A 22376-nucleotide genomic window follows, 5' to 3' on the forward strand; every position below is an offset into this window, starting at 1 on the left:
GGCTTATGGGATTCGGCTTCCGCAACGCACAAGTCGCTACTCCTCCCACCCCCATTCAACGGACATACAGCCGATTCCACCCCCGTTTTCGACTGTATGTCCGTTAGAGAGAAGGGACCTCAGAAAGAAAATCAGAGAGAAGAGAAAAAAATCAAAGAAAAGACGAAAAGACCGTTCCAACACCTGATTCCGTCTCACCCTCCAACGGACATACAGCCGATTCCGCCCTTGTTTTCGGCTGTATGTCCGTTGAGGGGAAGGTGGCTCAGGCTTCGAAGAAGCCGGAAGCGCCGAGACGGGCGTCGGGATCGAGCAGCATGGCCTTCTCGACCTCGTGCGCGTCGTAGCGCGAACCGTCGGGCAGACGCGTGCCATCCTTGCGGAAGCGGCGCTCCTCGATCGGCTCGTACAGCGCGGCGTGACCCATCATGCCTTCCTCAAGCCGACGCTGACCGGCGACCAGCCGCGCGTTCGCACGATCACGCCACGCGTCGAGCGCCTTCTCGCCGTCTACATGCGCAACGGCCGCCTCGAACGCGCCCGGATTCACGATCGCCACGAATCCGGACACATGTCCGAAGCCGAGCGACGTCGCCAGTCCGGCCTTGATCGTACGTCCGGCGACAGTCGAACCGGTCGAACCTGCGGCACCATCACCAGCCGTCGCCGCGTCGACCGCAAGCGAACCGGCAGCACCGGCCGAGCCAGCAGCACCCGCACCGATCGCCAGCGGCGTCCGCAGCCACACCATGTGGTCGTCGCGCGCAAGCTTCGGATCCACGCAGTCGAGCGCCGCGTTCGCCGGAATCACGCCCGTGCGGAACAGCTGCGTGAGCCCGTTGATCTGGAACACGCACGCGCCGCCCTTCGCGTGGCCGGTGAGCGTCTTCTGCGAGATGACGAACAGCGGGTTGCCGTCGGTGCGGCCGATCGCGTGCGCCAACGTGTTGTGCAGTTCGGATTCGTTCGGATCGTTCGCGTTGGTGGACGTGTCATGCTTGGAGACCACGGCGATGTCGTCCGGCGTGACGCCGAGCGCGGCCAGATCGCGCACGAGCTGCGAGTCGCGACCGCCGCGACCGGCCGCGAGCGCGCCGAGTCCCGGAGCCGGGATCGACGTGTGTGCGCCGTCCGCGAACGAGTGCACGTAGCCGACGACACCCGCGACCGGCAAACCGAGCCGCGCCGCGATGTCGCCGCGCGTGAGCAGGATCGTGCCGCCACCCTGCGATTCGACGAAGCCGCCGCGGCGACGGTCGTTCGCACGGGAGAAGAACCGCGCGTCGATGCCCTTGCCGTACATTTCGGCGGAGTTCGCGGTGGCGTTCATGTTGCCGAAGCCGATCACGGATTCCACGCCGATGTCGTCGATCGCGCCGGTGACCACGAAGTCGGCCTTGCCGAGCTTGATCTTGTCGAAGCCCTCCTCAAGCGACACCGCGGCGGTGGCGCATGCGGAGACGGGCTGGACCATGCTGCCGTAGCCGCCGATGTACGACTGCATGACGTGCGCGGCGACGACGTTCGGCAGCGCCTCCTGCAGGATGTCGGTCGGGATCTCGTGGTTGAGGAAGCGGTCGAGGTACAGCTTGCGCATCGACATCATGCCGCCGAAGCCGGTGCCCTGCGTGCTCGCCACCATCGACGGGTGGATGGCCTGCAGGATCTCGACCGGCGTGAATCCGGCGGACAGGTACGCGTCCACGGTGGTGACGATGTTCCACAACGCGATCTTGTCGACGTCGCCGACCATCGAGGCGGGGATGCCCCACTTGACCGGGTCGAATCCGGTCGGGAACTGGCCGCCGACGGTACGGGTCATGGTGGCGCGGCGCGGCACGCGGATCATCGATCCGGCGTGGCGGGTCACGTTCCACTCGCCGGATTCGGCATCGCGGGCGATGGTGGTGTGCGCGGCGTCGAGCGCGACGTATTCGCGCGCGGCGTCCTCGGTCGGTACCGAGAAGGTGACGTCGTGGTCGAGGTAGACCTCGGCCTCCTCCTCGTCGTTGCCGCCGGAAACAGTGCCGGACTTGCCACCGTCGGACGAACGGTAGTCGTCGCCCATGCCGTCCTCGAACGGGCGGATGCCGGAGCGCGCCACGACCTCGTCGTGGTAACGGTCGTGGATGTCCTCCTCGGGCACGAGGTTGCCGTCGGTATCGTACCAGCCGGGCTTCGGGCTGTCCTGCCACGTGAGCAAGCCCATATTCCACGCGAGTTCGAGCACCGCACCGGCGGACAGATCGACGGTACCGTCGGCGTGGATGCCGAGTTCGGCTTCGGCGCGGGTGCGTCCGGAGCCCCACGGGCCGAGTTCGCCGATGGAGACGATCACGACCTCGTCCTCCGGCCGCGCGGTGACGCTCGACCAGTCGGTCAGGTTGACCGCCGGCTGGGTCGGCACGTGCGGCGTGGGCAGCGCCTTGACTCGCTGCCCACGCGAGGAGGAGGACAGTCCAGTGGACTGTCCGACGACGGAGCCATCCGCCTCCTGTCCTGCGATACCCTTCGCGTCCGCCTCCGCTTCCGCACGCAATGCACGGATGTCGAGCGGCTCGTTGCCGAGTCCGCCGGTCAGGTCGACGTCAAGCGGGGCGACGGCTGCGGCCGCGCGCGATTCGGCGGTGCACAGGTCGAGCAGTCGCGTCGCGATCTCGGCGGTCGAGTATGTGCGGATGCCGTGACGTTCGACCACACTGACCAGCGGATCGTTGCCGCCCATGAGTCCGGTGCCGCGCACCCAGCCGATCTTCGGATGGGCGAACGTCACGCGATCGGACCACACACGTTCGGCATGCGCACGACGCACGATCGCGTCAAATGCGGACTTGACCTCGCCGTACGCGCCGTCGCCGCCGAACACGCCGCGGTTCGGCGAACCGGGCAGCACGACGTGCATCTTATGCTGCACGTCGGTGTCCGCGCCGATCTTCGCGAGTCCGGCGATCGCGCGTTCGATGCCCCACAGCATGAGGCGCGCCTGCGATTCGAACAGTGCGCCGGAGTCGGCCATCGTGCCGTGCACCGGCGGCGCGGCGAACGGGAAGAACAGGGTCGGCTCGTACGCGGGCTTCAGGATCGTCGTGGTCGCGCCGCTCGTCTTCTTCTGTTCGTTGCCGATCCAGTTGACCAGCGCGTCGACGTCGCGGTAGCTGGACAGGTTCGCGGGGACGAGCCAGAGCTTCGCGCCCGCCGTGGCATGCGTACGGTACGTCTGCTTCGCCCATGCCTTGACGCTCGGCTTGAAGCTGTGCGATGTGGCGATGACGGTCGCACCGCCGGCGAGGAGCCCCGCGACGACCTGCGCGGCGATCGAGTTCGGTGCGACGCCGGTGACCACGGCGATGTCGCCCGCGAAGCGCGATGCGGCCGGGTCGTCGGACACGGACTGCAGCGCCTCGTGCGCGATGCGACCCAACGCGTCGGCCAGATCGCCGGTCGCCTTGCCCGCGAACCAGCGGGCCTCGTCGGCCACGGCCTTGCCGAGACCGCGGAAGCCGCCGTTGAGCAGCGCCGGGTTGTTGTCGTAGAACGCGCGGGCGAGGTCCTCGCGGGCGGACGCCCAGCGGTCGTCGAACAGGATCGCATTGTTCGCATCGAACCGAGGCTCGACTTGCTGCGGCCAGTCGGCGCCGAGTTCGGCGGTGACGGTCGCGACCACGGCCGCGTTGCGGGCGGCCTCGTCGGCGTCGAAGTCGACGGCCGGCGCGCTGATGCCGAGCTGGTTGAGCACGGTACGCGCCGCGGTCGCAAGCACGCCGTGTTCGCCGGTGACCTTCGCGGCGAACGCGTCAAGCGCGGCGGAATCGACCACCGCACCGCCCGCCGCACCACCGGCGGACGGCTTGGACACGGCCACACCCTTGGTCTGGCCGACCAGTGCGACCGCGTCATCGATGAGCTGATCGGCGGCGGCCGCGTTCGCGACGGCACCGGTCGGCAGTTTCGCAAGATCGCCGCCGCGCGAGCTGGCGCCCTCGCGGGTGTCGAGCAGCAGCGCCGCGGTAGTGGCGGCCACCCAGCCTTCGCCGAGCTGCCACACGCCGGTCACGCGGTCGCGGATGTGCGACGGCTTGACGCCGGCCGCACCGAACAGCGCGCGCAGACGGTCGCGGATAATGTCGGAGAGCACCGCGCCGAACGGCTTGTAGTTCGGTGCGGCCTTGTTGACGATCTGCGCGAGCTGCGTGAGCGTCGCCTCGGCCGCGCCGTCGACGCTGGCCACGCCGAGTTCGGCGCTGATGTCCATGAGCAGCTGGTTGCGGCGGGAGGACACGCCGTTGGTGAGCGTGTCGGTGGTGTCGGACGCGCCGATCTGATCGAGGCGCACCTTGGCGGAGTACGCCATGAGCACGCCGATCGCGTCGGATGCCTTGAAGGGCAGGTCAGAGACCGGGCCGGCAGGCACGGCGTCATTCGCTGCGGACGCAACAGCCGACGCGGCCGGAGCGGAGACCGGTGCCGCCGCGACCGGAGCCGCCGCGGAACCGAGCTTGTCCACCGCCGAACCGCCCGTCGGAGCGGCCGCCGGCGTCGCCTTCGCCGCAGACGCGGCAGTCTCGACAACGGCATCGTCCGCAACTTCCGGCGCGAGTGAGTCCGTATCCGTCATATACACACGCCCCTCGTCGCGGCCGACGTTATACACGGCCACCGAGCGATCCGCGAACTGCGGCAGGCGCAGCGTCTTCGTACCGAGGTTGGCGAGCGTCGGCGCGTTGCCGAGGCCGACCTCGACGTACTCCTCCACGCCGAGTCCGCCGGCGGTACGGTCGGAGAACATGAGCGCCTGCGTTTCGATCCACCGCACCGGCGACGCGAATTGCCAGCTCAGCAGTTCGGTGAGCAGCAGCCGGCCGAGCTTCTGGTCATCCGCCGCGTAGGAGTCCCACACGGCCGGATCGTCCAACGCGGCGCGAATGCGCTCCGACGGCACGACCTCGAGGATCTTCGCCGCGAACTCCTTCGTCATCTCGAACGGCGCGGCCACGAGGTTCGGAATGTACCGGCCGACCAGACGTCCGCGATAGTCGATGTGCTGCGGCAGCAGCGCGTCGAGCTTGTCGCGGAACTCCGGCACGCCCTTGCGCAGCAACGTGGAGTGGAACGGCACGTCGATGCCGGGCACGAGCATGAACGGCGGTTTGCCGCCGTATTCCTTCGCGCGGCGGCTGGCGTCGGCCTGCAGCGCCTTGAGTCCGGCGATGGTGCCGGCGATCGCGTACTGCTGGCCGGCGAGGTTGTAGTTGACGATCTCGAGGAACTCGCCGCTGGCCTTGGCGATCGACGCGACGTATTCACGCACGCCGTCGTCGCCCACGCCGAACTGGTTCGGCCGCAGCGCACCCATGCGGTAGTTCGAACGGCCCTGCGCGTCACGGTCGATGAGATGATGCATGGTCGAGCCGCGGTGGAACACGAGTTCGAGCACGGTCTCCAGAGGGATGACGCCGGCGAACGAGCTCAGCGCATTGTATTCGCCGAGCGAATGGCCGGCGAAGTACGACGGCCAGATGTCCGCGCCGGCTTCACGCAGACGCGCGGTCTGGGCGAACGCGACGGTCGCGAGCGCGACCTGCGTGAACTGCGTGAGGTTGAGCAGTCCGTCAGGGTGACGGTAGGTGACGCCGTTGGCGGTGAGTTCCTTCGGATTGTCACGCACGACGGCGAGGATCGAGAACCCGAGCTTGCTGCGCGTGAGTTTGTCGGCACGCTCCCACACATCGCGGGCGGCGGCGGACTTGGCGCGCTCGTCGAGCACCATGCCCTGCTTCTGGATGCCCTGGCCGGGGTAGACGAACGCGCTGATCGGCGCGCGGGCGATTGCGGTGCCGCGCGAGACAAGCGCACCGTCGATCTTGCAGGTGATTTCGAGCGCAAGGCCGCCGTGCCGCACCTTGCCGACGCGTTCGACGGTGATCTCGACGCGGTCGCCCAGCTGCACCATGCCGTACATGTTGTACGTCCAGCCGGCGATCTCGTAGTGCGCGCCCTTGGCGTCGATGGCCTGCGCGACGTGCTGGGCGACGGCGGACAGCCACATGCCGTGCACGAGCGGCGCCTTGAGTCCGGAGATGCGCGCGCCGCGCACGGACGTGTGGATCGGGTTGAAGTCGCCGGACGTGCGAGCGAACGCGGTCATGTCGTTCGGCGCGGTGACGGTGACGCGGCGCAGGATGCGGCGCGCGGTCGGTGCGATCTCGAAGCGATCGTTGTCAGCGTTGCTACCGTTGTCAGTATTGCTATCGTGTGCGTCATGTGCAGCCGTACGGATCGCCAGCCAGTCGCCGTTGTCGGGAGCAGCGGTCGGCAGTGCGTCGGAGTACGCGCGGCCGCGGATCGCAAACCGTTCGGTTTCATGCGCAAGCGGCGTGCCGTCGGCGGCGGTATGGATGACGTGGATCGTCACGACGCGACCGGACGACGATTCGGCGTACGGTTCGGCCCACGAGGTGAGACGGACCGTTTCGCCGACATGCTTGAGCAGTTCGGATTCGCTGACGTCGAGTTCGATCAAGTGATCGAGATGGACAGCGTTGAGCAGTCCTTCGATGATCGGGAAGCCGTCGACCATGACCGAGCCGAGCGCCGCATAGATCGCCGGCCATGCCGGGCCGACGAGTGCGTCGGGTGCGATGCGCGAGGCGACGAGGTCCTGCGGCAGTTGGCCGGCGGTGGCGGCCTCGTGGTCGAAGCCAAGGTTGGCCGAGAGGGTGTACGTGGCATGCGCTTCGCCGAACGTCCTGCCTTCGGCGGCGACGATCTCGGGCATCGCGGCGAGCATGTCGCCGGTGATGGCGGTGTTGCCGATGCCTGCGGTGGCGGCGAGCATCGCGTAGACGTGTTTCGGCAACCGTTCGCGGTCGACGACCGGCAGCAGGCCGGATTCAGCCGGACGCACGATGAGCGGAATCACGATGTCGCGCACGGCGTGCTTGGACAGGCCGCCGTCCGGGTCGTGGTCCCAATGCGTGTCGAGATGGATGTCGAGATCGAGCAGGGTCGCGCCGTCGCGCTCGCCCACCGTGGTGATCTCGTAGTCGCGGTCGCCGACCGCGGTGCCGTACGCGGGGTTGGTCATGAGATGGCCGACCCACGAAATGTTCGGCGCCTTGCGAACGTATGCCTCGACACTGTCCGCACCGCCCAGCTGTGCGAACGCTGTCACCGCATGATCGGCACCGTCGGTACCATCACGATCAGCACCGTCATGATCGTCAGCAGCAGCCGTCTCGCCGGCCACACGGTCGACCATCGCGGATTCGAACCGGCCGAGGATGTCGGCGATCGGCTCGTCCACGCTCGTGATGCCGGCCACCGAGATCGGTCCCGGGATCACACGCACCGAATCGGCGGAATACCGCGCGTCCTCGGACTGCCAGAGCTGATCCTGACCCCACCAGCGCAGCAGGTCGTGGTCGATCACCGGCACGAACGGCATCGGTTTCGGGTACTCGCGCACGAGCACCGGGAACCATGCGGCGTCGGCCGGCACCACGGTCAGCGTACGGGCCTGCGGATATGCGGCGGCGAGCTTCGCGATCGCGGCGTCCGGGTCGGCTTCGACGTCGGCGCGCGAGGCGAACAGCGACGTGATCTCGCCGTGGTCGACGTCGCTCACGCGCGCTTCGATGCGCTGCAGCAGGTGCAGGAAGCGGTCGGCGTACGTCGGGTCGACCCACGGGAACGCGAGTTCGGCGAACCGCTGCGCCCACTCGAGGTAGGTCATGGTTTCGAGGTCGCCGAAGTACGGCTTGGCGGTCTTGTCGAGCGCGGCGATGATCTCGTCGCGGCGCGACTCGAGCTCCTCGGGGTGCTTCATCACGCGCACGAGCAGCCGGCCGCACGCGGCGGACGAGTTCTCGACCTCGTAGATGTCGGCGTGCAGGTGGCTCAGGCCGGAGGTCATGCCGCCGACGTCCTTGCCGCTGGGCACCCAGCGTTCGCCGAGCGGGGCGAACGGGTCGTCGTCGGCCGCGTCCGCACCGTTCGTCGCGGTGATGCCCGGCGTGGCGACGAGCATGCGCTTGACCTGCGGACTGGTGTGTGCCTCCTTGGCGGTCATGGCGGCGGTGCCGACGAGCACGCCGTCCACCGGCATCTTCGGACGGCCGTATGCGAGCGCCCAGTCGCCGGAGATGTAGTCGGCGCCGCGTTCCGGCGTGCCGATGCCACCGCCGGCGACGAGCACGAGGTTGCTCTGTTCGCGTACCTGCGCATACGTGGTCAGCAGCAGGTCGTCGAGCGACTCCCAGCTGTGGTGGCCGCCGGCGAGGCCGCCTTCGACCTCCATGATGATCGTGGTCGGCGCGACGGCCTTCGCGATGCGGATCACCTGGCGGATCTGATCAACGGTGCCTGGCTTGAAGCACACGTATGGGAAACCGTCCGCGTTGAGGTCGCGGATCAGCGCGACCGCCTCGTCGAGCTCCGGGATGCCCGCGGAGACGACCACGCCGTCGATCGGTGCGCCGGACGCGCGCTTCTTCGGTACGATGCGCGTGCCGCCGAACTGCAGGTTCCACAGGTAGCGGTCCATGAACATCGCGTTGAACTCGACCGTGCGGCCTTCCTCGAGCAGCTCCTCGAGCTTGGCGACGTGACGATCGAACACGTCGGCGGTCACCTGACCGCCGCCTGCGAGTTCGGCCCAGTAGCCGGCGTTGGCCGCGGCCGCGACGATCTCGGGGTCGACGGTGGTCGGGGTCATGCCGGCGAGCAGCACCGGCGCCTTGCCGGTGAGTTCGGAGAAACGCGTGCGCACCTTGTCGCCGGCCGGCGTGTGCAGCACGACGGGTGCGAACGTGCGCCAGTCCTGCGCGCGGGCCGGTTCGCCCTCCATCGTGGACAGCGCGGCGCGGTCGGCGGCGGTGCCGGCTTCGACCACGCCCACACCGGTGCCCTGCGCGACGGTCGTGATGAGCTTGCCCACGGTCGCGTCGGGGCCGAAGTCCACGATCCATAGACGCGCCGGGTCGGTCGCGGCGAGCGTATCCTGCACGCGCGCGGCCCAATCCACATGGTTGAGCAGCACTTCGGCGGCGAGTTCGCGCGCATGGTCGGCGTTCAGACCGCATGCGGTCGCCCACGCGACGGTCTGGTCGACCGCGGCGGCCATGAGCGGGCTGTGGAACGGCAGCGTGACGTCGAGATATTCGAGCGTCGGGTCGAACACGCGGCCGCCGCGCACCTTGTCGGCGCGCAGCTTGGCCTGCTTCTTATGTTCCTTCTCGACGGCGAGCGCGAACGCGGCGAGGTCTTGCGGGTAGCCGGACAGCACGACGTGGTTCGCGGAGTTGGTGACGGCCACGGCGATCGGGCCGCGGGTGGCCGGGTTCTGCTCGACGCGGGCGATGAGCGCGTCGACCTGCGCGCGCGTCGCGTCCTTGACGGAGAGCATCGGCGTGGCCGGACCGTCATCGGCGGCCGTGGCGAGGCGCGGCACGAGCGCGAGTTCGCGGGCGCGGCGCGTGCCGGCGATGCCGATGAGCTTGGCGATGGCGAGGATCTCGTCGATGTCGGCGGCCGCCGCGTCGATCGAGCCGGCCTCGTGGATCGCGCGCACCATGTGCACGGCGAGGATGCCCTGCGAATGGCCGAGCACGGCAAGGGGCTTGGCAGTGGCGACGTCGTAGCCGAGCGCGGCCGCGTCAAGCAGCGCGCCGAGCTGGGCGAGTGCAATGCCCGGCACGGAGACGGCCGCATCGGCCGCGGCGCCAAGCCTGGCCGAGTTCGCGCCGTTCGCCGCGGCGACGGCGAACACGTCGAGTGTGCGGCCGGTGGTCGCGAGCAGGTCGGCGGCGACCGGCGCGAGCATCGCGTCGGCGACGGCCGCGTGGTCGTGCAGCGCGGCGGCGAGCGTCGGGTCGACGGTCTGCTCGTTGAGCGCCGCGGTCCACGGCGTGGACTGTCCGGCGAACGCGAGCGCATGCGGCTCGCCCGCCAGCTTGTTCAAGAAGAAGGTAGTCATAAGAGTTCCTTTACGTAGGTTGATCGGTCGTGTTCAGAAAGTCTGCGACATCAGAGAGGCTGGTTGCCGTGGTGCCGGTTCGTCGCGCGCGTCCGCCGTTTGCCGGCGAGCAGCCGCAGCGATTCGGCGATCGCCTGCCGCGTCTGTTCGGGGTCGATCATCGCGTCGATCTGCCCGGTTTCGAGCGACAGGTTCGCGTTGACAGTCGTCCGCTGGTAGTCGGCGACGAGCTGCGCGCGCAACGCGTCTACGTCGCGCCCGGATTCCTTCGCCTTCTGCAGGTCCTTGCGGTGGATGATGTTGACCGCGCCGGTCGCGCCGAGCACCGCGATCTGCGAGCTCGGCCACGCGAAGTTCATATCCGCGCCGATCGCCTTGGATCCCATCACAATGTACGCGCCGCCGAACGCCTTGCGCAGCACGACGGTGACCATCGGCACCTGCGCGTTGCCGTACGCGTAGATCACCTTCGCGCCGCGCCGGATGATGCCGGCGTGCTCCTGTTCGGCGCCCGGCTTGTATCCGGGCGTGTCCACAAGCGTGATGACGGGCAGGTTGAACGCATCGCACAACCGCACGAACCGCGCGACCTTCTCGGACGAGTCCACGTCGAGGATGCCGGCGTTCACGTTCGGCTGGTTCGCGACCACACCGACCGGCCGGCCTTCGATGCACGCGAAGCCGACGACGGCCGATCCGGCGAACAGCTCCTGCACCTGCACGAACTCGCCGTAGTCGACGATGCAGCGGATCACGTCGAGCATGTCGTACGGCTGGCGGTCGTTGTCGGGTACGATCTGCGCGAGTCGTTTCGCGGTGTCGCGTTCGGCTCGGGTGACGGCGTACGCGTACGTCGGCGGCTGACTGTCGGAACTCGACGGCAGGTACGCGAGTACGGTGCGCGCGTAGTCGATCGCGTCCGCTTCGTCTTCGCCGAGGTAGTGCGCGACGCCGGACTTCGCGTTGTGCACGTAGCCGCCGCCGAGGTCGTCCATGCTGATGACCTCGCCGGTCGCGGCCTTGACGACGTCCGGTCCGGTGACGAACATGTCCGAGTTCTCGCGGGTCATGATGATGAGGTCCGTGAGGGCCGGGCAGTAGACCGCACCGCCCGCGCACGGACCGAGGATGATGGAGATCTGCGGCACGAATCCGCTGGCCGCGCAGGTGCGGCGGAAGATGCGGCCGTATTGGGTGAGTGCGGCGACGCCTTCCTGGATGCGCGCGCCGCCGGAGTCGATGAGCGCGACGATCGGCACTTTCAGTTCGAGCGCCTGATCCATGAGCCGGCAGATCTTCTCGCCTTCCGCACGGCCGAGCGTGCCGCCGCGCACGGAGAAGTCCTGCGCGTAGACGGCCACCTTGCGGCCGTACACGTCGCCGAATCCGGTGATGACGGCCGCACCGGCCTTGCCGCCGTTGATGTCGCCGCCGGCGAACCGGCCGATCTCCTCGAACGTGCCGGTGTCGAGCAGCAGGTCGAGCCGTTCGCGGGCGGTGCGTTTGCCTTTGACGTGCTGACGGTCGCGGGCGTGCGCCTCGGCGTCGCGCGCGAGTTCGGCGGCGCGGGCGACGGCCGCGCGGATCGGCTGATGATCGCCATCCGGCTGTTTCACGTACTGTTTCACCGCCGGCGACTGCATGATGTCGGTCATTGCGCATCTCCCTTCTTCGCGCCGTCCACGTCGAGCGTCACCAACGTCTCCCCCGCGTCGACGCCGGCCGCCGGGCCGACGAAGATCTTCGTGACCGTGCCGGCGGCCGGCGCGTACACGTAGTTCTCCATCTTCATCGACTCGAGCACGACAAGCAGGTCGCCCTTCGCAACATGCTGGCCCTCAGCCACGTTGATGCGCGTGACCACGGCCTGCATCGGCGCGGAGATGACGCCCGGCCGGCCGGCGTTCGCCGGCTTCGCGGCCGCGGTCCGGTGCAGCCCGGACCCGCGCAGCGGCTGGGTCGGACGCTTCGCGCCGCGGGCGCGCGCCGAGCCGGTGATGTTCTCGACGATGTCGAGCGGCACGGTGAGCTTGACCCGTTTGTCGTTCATTTCGATGACGAACGTTTCGGTCGGCGTCGGCTTCGGTTCGGCCTGCGTCGCGCCCGCGCCGGACGCACCGCCCGCACCGCCGCTGAGCGACGCCGGCTGGCCTGCCTTCGTCGCGTTCGCCTCACGGTTGAGGTACTTGCGTTCCAGCCACTTCGTGCTCACGTCGAACGCGTGGCCGTGCTCGGCCGTGAACTCGTCGTCGCGGAACACCTGCTCGAACAGGCTCTTCGGCGTCGGCACACCCTCGATTCGCAGCTCCCCCAACGAGCGACGAACCCGGGCGACCGCGGCCGCACGATCCTGCGCAGTGACGATCAGCTTGCCCATCATCGAATCGAACTTCGGCGAGATCGTGTCGCCCTCCACCACGCCGGAGTCGACGCGCACGCCCGGCCCGGACGGCCAGTGCAGCACCGTGAGCGTGCCGGAGCTCGGCGTGAGGTTCGTGGCCGGATCCTCGCAGGTGATGCGCAGCTCGAAGCTGTGCCCGCGCGGTTCGGGCGGCGTGGTGAGCTCGCCGCCGTCCGCGATCGTGATCTGCTCGCGCACGAGATCCAGCCCGCACACCTCCTCGCTCACCGTGTGCTCGACCTGCAGACGCGGGTTGACCTCGAGGAAGTACACCTTGCCGGTGTCGGTGAGCATGAACTCGCACGTGCCGAGACCGACGTAATCGACCGCCTCGAACAGCCGGCGCGAGTAGCGTTCGAGCTGCTCGTGCACGCCCTCCGGCAGGAACGGCGCGGGGGCCTCCTCGATGAGCTTCTGGTTGCGGCGCTGCACGCTGCAGTCGCGCGTCGAATAGACGGCGAAGTTGCCGTGGCTGTCGCGGCCGCACTGCGTTTCGACATGACGGCCCTTGTCGATGAACCGTTCGACGAAGTATTCGCTCAGGTCGCCACCCTGCAACGCGTCATGGTTGAGGTAAAAGCCGCGCAGTTCGTCGTCGCTGCGCACGATGGTGATGCCGCGTCCGCCGCCGCCGTCGGTGCGCTTCATCATGATCGGATAGCCGTGGGTGTGCGCGAAGTCGTAGAGCGTGCGGATATCGCCGGCCGATTCGTTGAGGCCCGGCACCGGCGGGACCTTGGCGCGCGTGGCGACACGGCGCGCGGTGATCTTGTCGCCGAGATCGGTGAGCGCTTCGGGGCGCGGGCCGATCCAGATCGCGCCGGTCGCGAGGACCTTGGCCGCGAACGACGCGACTTCAGAGAGGAATCCGTAGCCGGGATGCACCGCGTCGGCGCCGGACCGGCGCAGCACGTCGATGAGCAGATCCTCGTTGAGATACGTGTCCTTGTAGGTGTCGCCCGGCAGCAGGTAGGCCTCGTCGGCCATCGCGACGTACGGCGCGTCGCGATCCTGCTCGGCGTAGACGGCGACCGTGGCGAGCCCCATTTCGTGCGCGGTCCGTACGACGCGCAGGGCTATCTCACCTCGGTTCGCGATGAGTATTTTTTTGACAGTTTTCGTCATACCGTCAAAACATAGCCCTATTTGTACGACGATTCAGCACACGATCCGACAAAAAGCGACGCCGCTTTTTGTCGGGATACGCAAACGTAACCGAAAGCCGGCCGGCGTACGATACCGAACCAAGTTGACGAAACTGCCACTTTCGTCAGCAGCAGACCGCCCACAGTCGCAGGACACTGTCAGCGCAGCTGACTGAGGGAAGCACACGAGGGCGCCATACGAAAGGGGAATCACATGGCCAATCTCACCGAAACCACGCAATCCGTTCCATCCGCAATCGCCAGCCGCCGCGCATTCGCCGGCGCCATCGTCAAGCCGGTCGTGTTCGCTGTGCTGCTCGCACTAGCGACAATGGCCGGGCGCATCCCGATCCCGGGCACGCCGGTACCGATCACACTACAGACCTTCGTGGTGATGGTCGCCGCGCTCACGATGAGCTGGCGGCAGGCCGGCGCGGCGATCGCGCTGTATCTGGCGGCGGGCGCGGCCGGACTGCCGGTCTTCTCTGGCGGCGCATCCACCGCGGCGCTGCTCGGTCCGAGCGCCGGGTTCCTCATCGGCTTCCTGCCGGCCGCGGTCGTGACCGCGCTGCTCAAGGGCTCCGCGCGACGTACGGCGGCGAGCGCCGATCTGCTGCGCGGTGCGGCGCACGCGTCCGGCCTGTCGAGCGACGGTTCCGTCGCTGACGATTGCACTGCCGATTCCCGTGCGGTGCGCACGATCCTGACCGCGTTGCGCTACTTCGCCGCTGCGGTCATCGGCTGCATCGTGCTGGATTATCTGTTCGGCTTCACCGTGCAGTCCGCGATCACCGGCATGCCGTTCGGCGCGGTCGCCCTAGCGTCCATGGGCTTCGTGGCCGGCGACCTCGTCAAGGCCGCCGTCGCCTCTCTCGCCATCGCCGGCGCCGCCACCCTCCGTCGCTAGTCCCTCAGTTCGGCTCCCCCTGCGGGACATTGTCAACAGGCAAGCCAACAACCCGTGAGCGAAGCCGACTGAAGATACGCCCCCTGGCTCCTCCTACAGGACATTGCCGTCGAGCAAACAGCAGAGCTGTTTGTAGGCAATGTGCGAGCCGACAGGCGAGCCAGTAAAACGCGAGCGACAGCTCGTCCATAATCGCAGGACGAGCTGTCGCCGTAGGCGACTGAGGGGGGGGTCACACCCACCACCTCCTATCCCAGCACACCCACATCCGCCGTACGCACGATCCGAACATTCCCGTCCACATCCCGTATCGTCAGCGACGCATCGTCATTCAACGCAACCGCAATCCCACGCAGCGTCGAACCGTCGGTGAAATGCGCTTCGACATCATGGCCCAGCGTCCAACACACGCCGCGCGTCTCCGCCAGCAGATCACGCGCATCACCGCGCGGATCCGCGACGAACCACGCGATGCGCGACCGCAGCGCCGCGACGATCTTCGCCGCGATCGCGTCGCGTACATCATCCGTCGTACCGTCCAGCCGCCAATGCAGTTGCAACGACGTGGCCTGCGCCGTAGGCAGCCGGTCGGCCGGCACGGCGATGTTGAGTCCGATGCCGAAGATCAGCGCCACGGACTGCGGGTCGTCCGGAGGGAACACCATTTCGGCGAGGATGCCGCCGAGCTTCTTGCCGTCGCAGAAGATATCATTCGGCCATTTCAGCTGTAACGCGGCGTTGTCCGGTCCGTCGGCATCGTCGCACGGCATAGCGTCGCCCAGCCCATCGGCATCGTCACGCATGCGAGTCGCACTATTCGCGCGAACATCGTCACATGCCTCCGCACGCGTACCGTGACGTACAACGCCATCCAACGCATCCAACGCACTCAGTCCGGCGATCATCTGCAGCCAGCCGTTGACCGACGCGTCGGTCGCCACCGCACGCGGCACGACGATCGCGAATGATACGGTGAACGACTCCCCCGCCGCACTGCTCCACGTATGATCGAGCCGACCGCGGCCCGCCGTCTGTTCGTCCGTCGCGATCACCGCGATCCGACGACCGCCGGCGATCAACTCGCGCGCGACCGTATTCGTCGATCCGACTGTATCGAACAGCAACACCTCACCATCCGCCGCCGCAACCGTCCGAGGCATCCGTTCCCCCGCACGCCGCGCCGCCGCGGTCATCACATCATTCATCGCACTCATCCCACCAGCCTAACCCCTCCCACCCCAACGTACATACGACCGATTACCCCATCCCAATCGGCTGTATGTACGTTAGAAAAACAACATCCCGCCTTTCTTAACGGACATACAGCCGATTCACCGTACGAAATCGGCTGTATGTCCGTCAGGGGAAAAGAGCCCAACAGGGAAGAACACCCGCGCACCGTCCCGCTCTCCCCTACCGTTCATCCCTTCCTAACGGACATACAGCCGATCATCCACCCCGAATCGGCTGTATGTCCGCTGGAAAGAATGAAGAGGGTGAGCTTCAGTCGAGAAGGCTGACCTCACTGGACAGCAGCGCGCGCGTCCCGCCGTCCAGCGTACGCACGCTGAGCGACGCGTCGTCGTTGAGCGCGATGACCTCGCCGCGCACCGAACTGCCGTCGATGAGCTGCGCGTGAATCGTACGCCCCATCATCCAGCACACGTGCCGCATCTCCGACCGCAGACGACCGGCCTGAATCATCGGCATGGCCACCAGCGCTGCCAGTCGCGACCGCAGCGACTCGACCAGACGGGAGGCGATCATGTCGCGCAGCTCGGCCACGGACGGCAGCGGACCGAAATGCATCTGCAGCGACGTGGCCTGCGCGGTGGGCAGCCGGTCGGCGGGCATGTTGAGGTTGACGCCGACGCTGAAGACGACGGCCATGCTCGCCGGCCTGCCATCGGTCGCAACGGCAGCACTCGCGGATTCGCCCAGCGGCAGCACCTCGGTGACGGTGGCGCCGATCTTCAGCCCGTGACAGTAGATGTCGTTCGGCCATTTGATCTGGAATCCGCATTCGGGATCGAACGGCCGCGCGCCGGCGGCGTCGATCGTTCCTTCCAACGCGTCGAGCGTGGCCAGTCCGGCGATCATCTGCAGCCAGCCGTTGACGAGCTCGTCGTCGGCCACCGATTCGGGAATCACCGCCACGCAGGTCGCCGTGAACGATCGGCCCGGCAGCGTGACCCACGTGCGGCCGAACCGTACGAGCGCCTTGGCGAGCTGATCGGCCATGAGCACGGTGATCGGAATGCCGTGCGGCGATTGCAGGGCGATCTCGTTATGCTCGATCATGCGACGCGCCAGGGCGTGGGTCGATTCGACCGCGGCTTCGGCGACGACTTTGTCGGCCACTTGTTCAGTATCGGCAAGCCGCGGCGTTGCGGCTTTCATCATGGAAATCATGGGATTACGATACGCCGCGACCGCGGACGCGTCAAAACGCGCAGCACCGGTCGGCTCGGGATATGGACGAATCGCATCCGATCGTCAACTTCGTCCCGCACTCTCCCTATCCGATGCTCCCATCCGCCTCCCTGTCCGATGTTCCCACCCACAGCCCATACGGAGCGGCCACCCGCCGACCGTCCATCTCCGCGCATCGCCGACCGCGTACCGCCGACCGCACATCACGTACGAGACGACCGTAACTCAACAACAACGCCTCCCCACTGTTGAGTTACGGCCTCCCACGGTCCCTCAAACGACCGTAACTCAACAACAACATCTCCCTACTGTTGAGTTACGGTCGTTTCGGGCACCAGAAACGACCGTAACTCAATGACAAAGTACGGTTTTCATTGAGTTACGGCCGTTTCAGCCTGCCCTTATAGAATGGCGTATTATGACCGCACCCGCACAGCCCCAGCCACACCGGCGACCCGGCACAACCGGCACGCCCGGCAACGCAACCGCCAGCCGCACACCCGCCACACGCGCCGCCATCACCCACCGCATCGCTGCAACCGCCCGCTGGACCCTCGCCGTGCTCGCCTGCCTGTGGATCGCCCTGTGCATCGGCGTCGGTCCGCTCTACTGGGAGGACGGCTCGATCGCTGACTGGACCGCAGCGAACACCACGTACGCCATCGCCGCGTTTGCAGTAACGTTCGCCATCGTCTGGACGCTCGCCCGCCGCGGCGCCGGCCTGCGCGCCCTGCCGAGCACCTGGCACCTGCCGATGGAATGGCGCGCGTGGAACCGCAAGGTCCGCGCCGGCAAGGTCATGACGACCTTCCGCCGCGTGTTCGCCGTCATCGGCCGCGGTCTCACCCACGCCACCGACCGCTCGTGGAAGATCCTGCTGATCCTGCTCGTCGGCTGGCTGTGGATCCCGGCCACCCTGCTCAGCGCGTTCGGCGCGGACATCCGCTCGCAGGCGCGCGAGTTCAGCTGGGCATGGAACCAGTGGACCGGCATGACGCAGCCGTACATCGGCTTCTTTTCGTTCGTGCCGATGGACATCTATCCCACCGCGCACTACATGTGGCCCGACAACCCGACGTTCCTCACCGATCAGCACAACGTGGTGCTCACCGTGATCTACGGCGGCGCAGCGGCGATCTCCCGCTATCTCACCGACTCGAACGACGCCGGGTTCGTGGTGCTGTCGGCGTTGCAGTGGCTGTTCGCCGCGTTCTGCTGCGCGTCGGCCGCGAACCGGTTCCTCAACCTGCCGTGGCTGCGTCCGGCCTACGCCGCCGGCGCGCCCGACTATCTGCGCCCGGAGCGCCCGCGTTACCGCCGTCCGGTGGAGTTCGCGCGGCCGGAGCGCGGCATGCGGTCGTCGTTGACGATCACGCAGCTGCCGCCGCTGCCGTGGCCGGATCGTGCGGCCGGCGGGTTCGCACGGTTCGTGATCCTCGCGTTCTTCCTGACGTGCCCGCTCGCGTTGTTCTCGACGATTTCGCTGACCAAGTCGCCGTTGTTCGCGTTCTCGTTCGTCTGGTGGTTCGGCGTGTGGATCGAACTGCATATGACGTGGCGTCGCGGCAAGGTGTCGGCGCGCAATCCGCTCGGTCATATCATCGCGTTGCCGAAACGGTCGACGATCGCGTTCGTCGCGTCGACGTGCATGATGCTGATCTCCGCGAAGTACGCGTGGTATATCGTCGCGTTGCAGATCGTCCTCGCGCTGGTCGCCGACCGCAAACGCTGGCGCACGTACGTCGTCGCGCTCGTCCTGCCGGTTGTCCTCATCCACGGCGGCACCACGGCGATGATCTCGTCGGGCATGATCATCGGCGGCGATCCGATCGAAAGTCGCGGCGTGCAGCTGCAGATGATCGCGCGCGTCGCCAAACTCAATCCGAACGGCATCCCGGCCGACGCGCGCAAGAAACTCGAGCCGATCTTCAACCTCGATCAGATGGCCGAGGCGTACTTCCGGCAGGACGCCGACCCGGTCAAGTCGTCGGGCATCCAGTCGAAGAAGGTGAGCTACAAGTGGCGCACGGTCACGGCCGACGACATGAAGGACTTCAACGCGGCATGGCTCGAGATCACCAAGGCGAACCCGGTGATCGCGCTCGACGCGCTGCTCGCGGAATGCTTCGGCTATTTCGATCCGACCGATCTGCCGTACGTGTCGATGGACTACTACGTGACGAGCGACTACGTGCAGAAGAGCAGCACGTGGCTCAAGTCGGTCAATCACGACTGGCGCGAGACCGTGGTCGGGTTCGCGCGCGGCTGGGGGTCGATTCCGCTGCTCGGCTGGCTCACGCACGGCAATTTCTACGTGACGATGACGTTGCTCATCGGCGCGGCGGAGGTGATTCTGCGGCGGTGGCGTACGCTGCTCACGCATATGCCGCTGCTGTTGCTCATGGGCGTGATGGCGACCGCGCCGGCGAACAATTTCGAACGGCATATGCTGCCGGTCGCGTTCGTGTTCGGGTTCGTGTGTCTGACGTTCTGGCGGGAGACGCAGGCGGCGAAAGCGGCGGCTGCGAACGCTGGCCTGACTGCGGAACGGGCGACAGTTCAAACGTCGCCGCGGTCGGATAACGGTGCGAACGTTAGCGCTGGCATTGACATTAACGCAACCGTTGGCACGGCTGCGAACGTTGGCGACAATGTCAATGCGAACGTAGGCAACACAGCGAACGTAAGCAGTGCAGTGAACGTGAGTGCCGCGGAAGACGCGAGCGCCGCGGAGCAGACGACTAAGCTGGACTGATATGACGACGCAACGTGACATGACGGAACAAGACCTGACGACGGGCAGCGGCGTAACGCCGCAACGTACGGCCGGGGATGTGTTGGATCTGATCACGACGCACGACGGCGATGTGGAGACCGTTGCGTTCGAATGTCTGGCAGGCGGGCTGACGGATGCGCGCGTGGCGTCGCTGATGCATGTGTTGGGATGGTCCGATGACGTGCGATGCTTTGCGGTGGCCGGGTTCGCGCCGACTGTCGGCGGCGGCGCGACGGGCGGATTCGGCGGTGATGCCGTGATGCATACGTTGGCGCGGTTGCGTACGACGGCACATGATCTGGGCGGATCGCTGGTGATCGCCGGCACGCATGAGGGAATCTGCGTGGTGCTGACCGCGTCGCGTGCGGCAGCGACGCCCGAGGTGACCTGCACGGCGATGATGGGCGTGTTCGACGCCGACCGGCCGGTGGCGCTCGGTCCGGAACGGCATGGTGTACACGGCGCGTCGGCCACGATCCGTGCGGCGCTGGCCACGCTGGCGGCGGCGCCGGCGATCCGGGAATCTCGTGCGGCGCAAGGCGCGGGTAGACCGACGAGCGTCGCGAGGCAGGAATTGAACCGTCTGGTGCGGGCAGAGGACGCGTTGCCCGAACGGGCGTTGCTGGGCGACGAGGATGCGAAACGTGAACTGATCGACGCGGTATACGGCAGTTTGGCCGCAGGCGGCGCGGACGATCCGACGCTGGAGACGGTCTCGACGTTCGTGTTGTCCGGCGGATCGCTGGAGACGACGGCGAAGGCGCTGAACGTGCATCCGAACACTGTGCGATACCGGTTGAAGCGCGCCGCCGACACCACCGGATGGGATGCCACCGACCCCCGCGAGGCCTACGTCCTGCGCACCGCCATCGCCCTAGGCCGCATCGCCGCCGCTCGCTCCTAATCCCCCTCCGCTCCCCTTCCCCCTAACGGACAACCAGCCGATTCCACCCACATAATCGGCTGGTTGTCCGTTGGAAAAACGGACGTACCAGCGGGACGATCCACCACCCCTAACGGAAACGACAACCGGACGATCCATCCCAGACAACACGTTCCGCTTACCCCTCTAACGGGCATACAGCCGATTCACCCCACCAAATCGACTGTATGTCCGTTGGGGGAAGAGAACGAAGGCTCCCGCACGGCATCCAGATACGACAGGGCCCGCGCTGCGTAACGCAACGCGGGCCCTGTACTGTCAGTCACTCTGTCAGTCACTCACCGTGACCGTATGATCCGATTCGTTCAACGAACGAGACGGAATCAGGCAACGGTCATCGGGTCGACCGGGACGCCCGGGTTCATCGTGGAGGTGATGGTCGCCTTGGTGACGTAACGGCCCTTCACGGTGGACGGCTTGAGACGCTTGACTTCGTCGGCCACGGCCTTGAAGTTCTCGTCCAGAGCGGCCTCGTCGAAGCTCATCTTGCCGATGAGGAAGGAGAGGTTGCCGTGCTTGTCGACGCGGAAGTCGACCTTGCCGCCCTTGATCTCGTTGACGGCCTTGGTCACGTCCATGGTGACGGTGCCGGTCTTCGGGTTCGGCATGAGGCCACGCGGACCGAGCACGCGGCCGAGGCGGCCGACCTTGCCCATCATGTCCGGGGTGGCGACGACGGCGTCGAAGTCGAGGAAGCCGTCAGCGACCTTCGCGATCAGGTCGTCATCACCGACGATGTCGGCGCCGGCCTCGGTAGCCTCGGTGGCCTTCGGGCCACGGGCGAACACGAGGACCTTGGCGGTCTTACCAGTGCCGTGAGGCAGCAGGACGGAGCCACGCACCAGCTGGTCAGCCTTGCGCGGGTCCACGTTCAGGCGCAGCACCGCTTCCACGGTCTGGTCGAACTTGTACTCCGGCATGCTCTTGAGGAGCGCGATGGCCTCGTTGGCGGTGTAGAGGTTGTTGCGATCGACCTTCTCGGCCGCTTCGCGATACTTCTTGGAACGCTGTACCATTAGTCCTTCTCCTCTTCTCAGTCGGTGACCGTGATGCCCATCGAACGGGCGGTGCCCTCGATGATCTTCATGCCGGCTTCGATGTCACGAGCGGACAGATCGGCCATCTTGGTTTCGGCGATCTCGCGGACCTGAGCCTTGGTGACGGAGCCGACCTTGTGGGTCAGCGGGTTCTCGGTGCCCTTTTCGATGCCGGCAGCCTTCTTGAGCAGAGCCGCGGCCGGCGGGGTCTTGAGGATGAAGGTGAAGGAACGGTCTTCGAAGACGGTGATCTCGACCGGGATGACCTGACCCATCTTGTCCTGCGTCTGGGCGTTGTACGCCTTGCAGAAGTCCATGATGTTCACGCCATGGGAACCCAGAGCCGGGCCCAGCGGCGGAGCCGGGTTGGCCTTGCCGGCCTGGATCTGGAGCTTGATCAGCGCCGTGACCTTCTTTTTAGGAGCCATTGTATGGTTCTTCTTTCTATGAAGCGGTGATAATGGCGAACGCCTTGGTCTCCCGCGGCGAACTCCTCCCGCAACCGTATGATTGCTGTGCTGTGCTAGCAGGCTTTCGTACGCACTGTCCGCACGTCGATGGCCCTCCAGACACAAACCATCTCATTATGCCGTATCGTGACGACAATCGTCACGTCGACGGACGTTCGCACTCCCCACGCAACTCGCCCATCACAACGCCCACCCATACCGCAACGGACATACAGCCGATTCGGTATGGGAAATCGACTGTATGTCCGTTGAGAGCAAGCATGTACGTTCGGGGAAGCGCTGAGCATGGCA

General features: G+C 66.7%; 10 protein-coding genes. 3 read left to right on the forward strand and 7 right to left on the reverse strand.

Going from position 1 to position 22376, the window contains the following annotated elements; genetic code table 11:
* Window positions 1-265 precede the first annotated feature (265 nt).
* The 3 genes from DSM100688_RS04295 to DSM100688_RS04305 are packed head-to-tail and all read right to left on the reverse strand — an operon-like array spanning window position 266 to window position 13499.
* Window positions 266-9973, reverse strand: coding sequence for a type I polyketide synthase (locus DSM100688_RS04295; RefSeq protein WP_152357928.1), 9708 nt, complete (start codon window positions 9971-9973; stop codon window positions 266-268).
* 50 nt (window positions 9974-10023) lie between these two features.
* A complete protein-coding gene (locus DSM100688_RS04300; protein WP_152357929.1) occupies window positions 10024-11628 on the reverse strand; it encodes an acyl-CoA carboxylase subunit beta in 1605 nt (534 codons plus the stop codon).
* Window positions 11625-13499, reverse strand: a complete 1875-nt coding sequence (locus DSM100688_RS04305) for an ATP-binding protein (RefSeq protein WP_152357930.1) — start codon at window positions 13497-13499, stop codon at window positions 11625-11627. The genes DSM100688_RS04300 and DSM100688_RS04305 overlap by 4 nt, the downstream gene beginning before the upstream one ends.
* A 234-nt stretch (window positions 13500-13733) precedes the next feature.
* Between DSM100688_RS04305 and DSM100688_RS04310 the strand changes: the two genes are divergently transcribed.
* Window positions 13734-14426 (forward strand): biotin transporter BioY, encoded by a 693-nt coding sequence (locus tag DSM100688_RS04310; RefSeq protein ID WP_152357931.1) that lies wholly within the window; start codon window positions 13734-13736, stop codon window positions 14424-14426.
* Between the two features lie 248 nt (window positions 14427-14674).
* On the opposite strand, the gene DSM100688_RS04315 is transcribed toward DSM100688_RS04310, so the two are convergent.
* Window positions 14675-15619 (reverse strand): biotin--[acetyl-CoA-carboxylase] ligase, encoded by a 945-nt coding sequence (locus DSM100688_RS04315; protein WP_420837479.1) that lies wholly within the window; start codon window positions 15617-15619, stop codon window positions 14675-14677.
* Window positions 15620-15929: 310 nt separating this feature from the next.
* On the reverse strand, window positions 15930-16829 hold the full coding sequence (locus tag DSM100688_RS04325; protein ID WP_239519351.1) for a biotin--[acetyl-CoA-carboxylase] ligase: 900 nt from the start codon (window positions 16827-16829) through the stop codon (window positions 15930-15932).
* Between the two features lie 448 nt (window positions 16830-17277).
* Here DSM100688_RS04325 and DSM100688_RS04330 point away from each other — a divergent pair, with 448 nt between their 5' ends.
* Window positions 17278-19614 carry a DUF6020 family protein gene (locus tag DSM100688_RS04330; RefSeq protein WP_239519350.1) on the forward strand — a complete coding sequence of 779 codons (2337 nt, stop codon included), beginning with the start codon at window positions 17278-17280 and terminating at the stop codon, window positions 19612-19614.
* Between the two features lie 19 nt (window positions 19615-19633).
* Window positions 19634-20539, forward strand: coding sequence for a PucR family transcriptional regulator (locus DSM100688_RS04335; protein WP_152357935.1), 906 nt, complete (start codon window positions 19634-19636; stop codon window positions 20537-20539).
* Between the two features lie 362 nt (window positions 20540-20901).
* Here the strand turns inward: DSM100688_RS04335 and rplA are convergent, their stop codons facing one another.
* A complete protein-coding gene (rplA, locus tag DSM100688_RS04340) occupies window positions 20902-21594 on the reverse strand; it encodes a 50S ribosomal protein L1 (protein WP_152357936.1) in 693 nt (230 codons plus the stop codon).
* A 17-nt stretch (window positions 21595-21611) separates the two neighbouring features.
* Window positions 21612-22043 (reverse strand): 50S ribosomal protein L11, encoded by a 432-nt coding sequence (rplK, locus tag DSM100688_RS04345; protein WP_152357937.1) that lies wholly within the window; start codon window positions 22041-22043, stop codon window positions 21612-21614.
* Between the last annotated feature and the right edge of the window lie 333 nt (window positions 22044-22376).

This window comes from Bifidobacterium ramosum (assembly GCF_009299505.1).
Lineage (GTDB): Bacteria > Actinomycetota > Actinomycetes > Actinomycetales > Bifidobacteriaceae > Bifidobacterium > Bifidobacterium ramosum.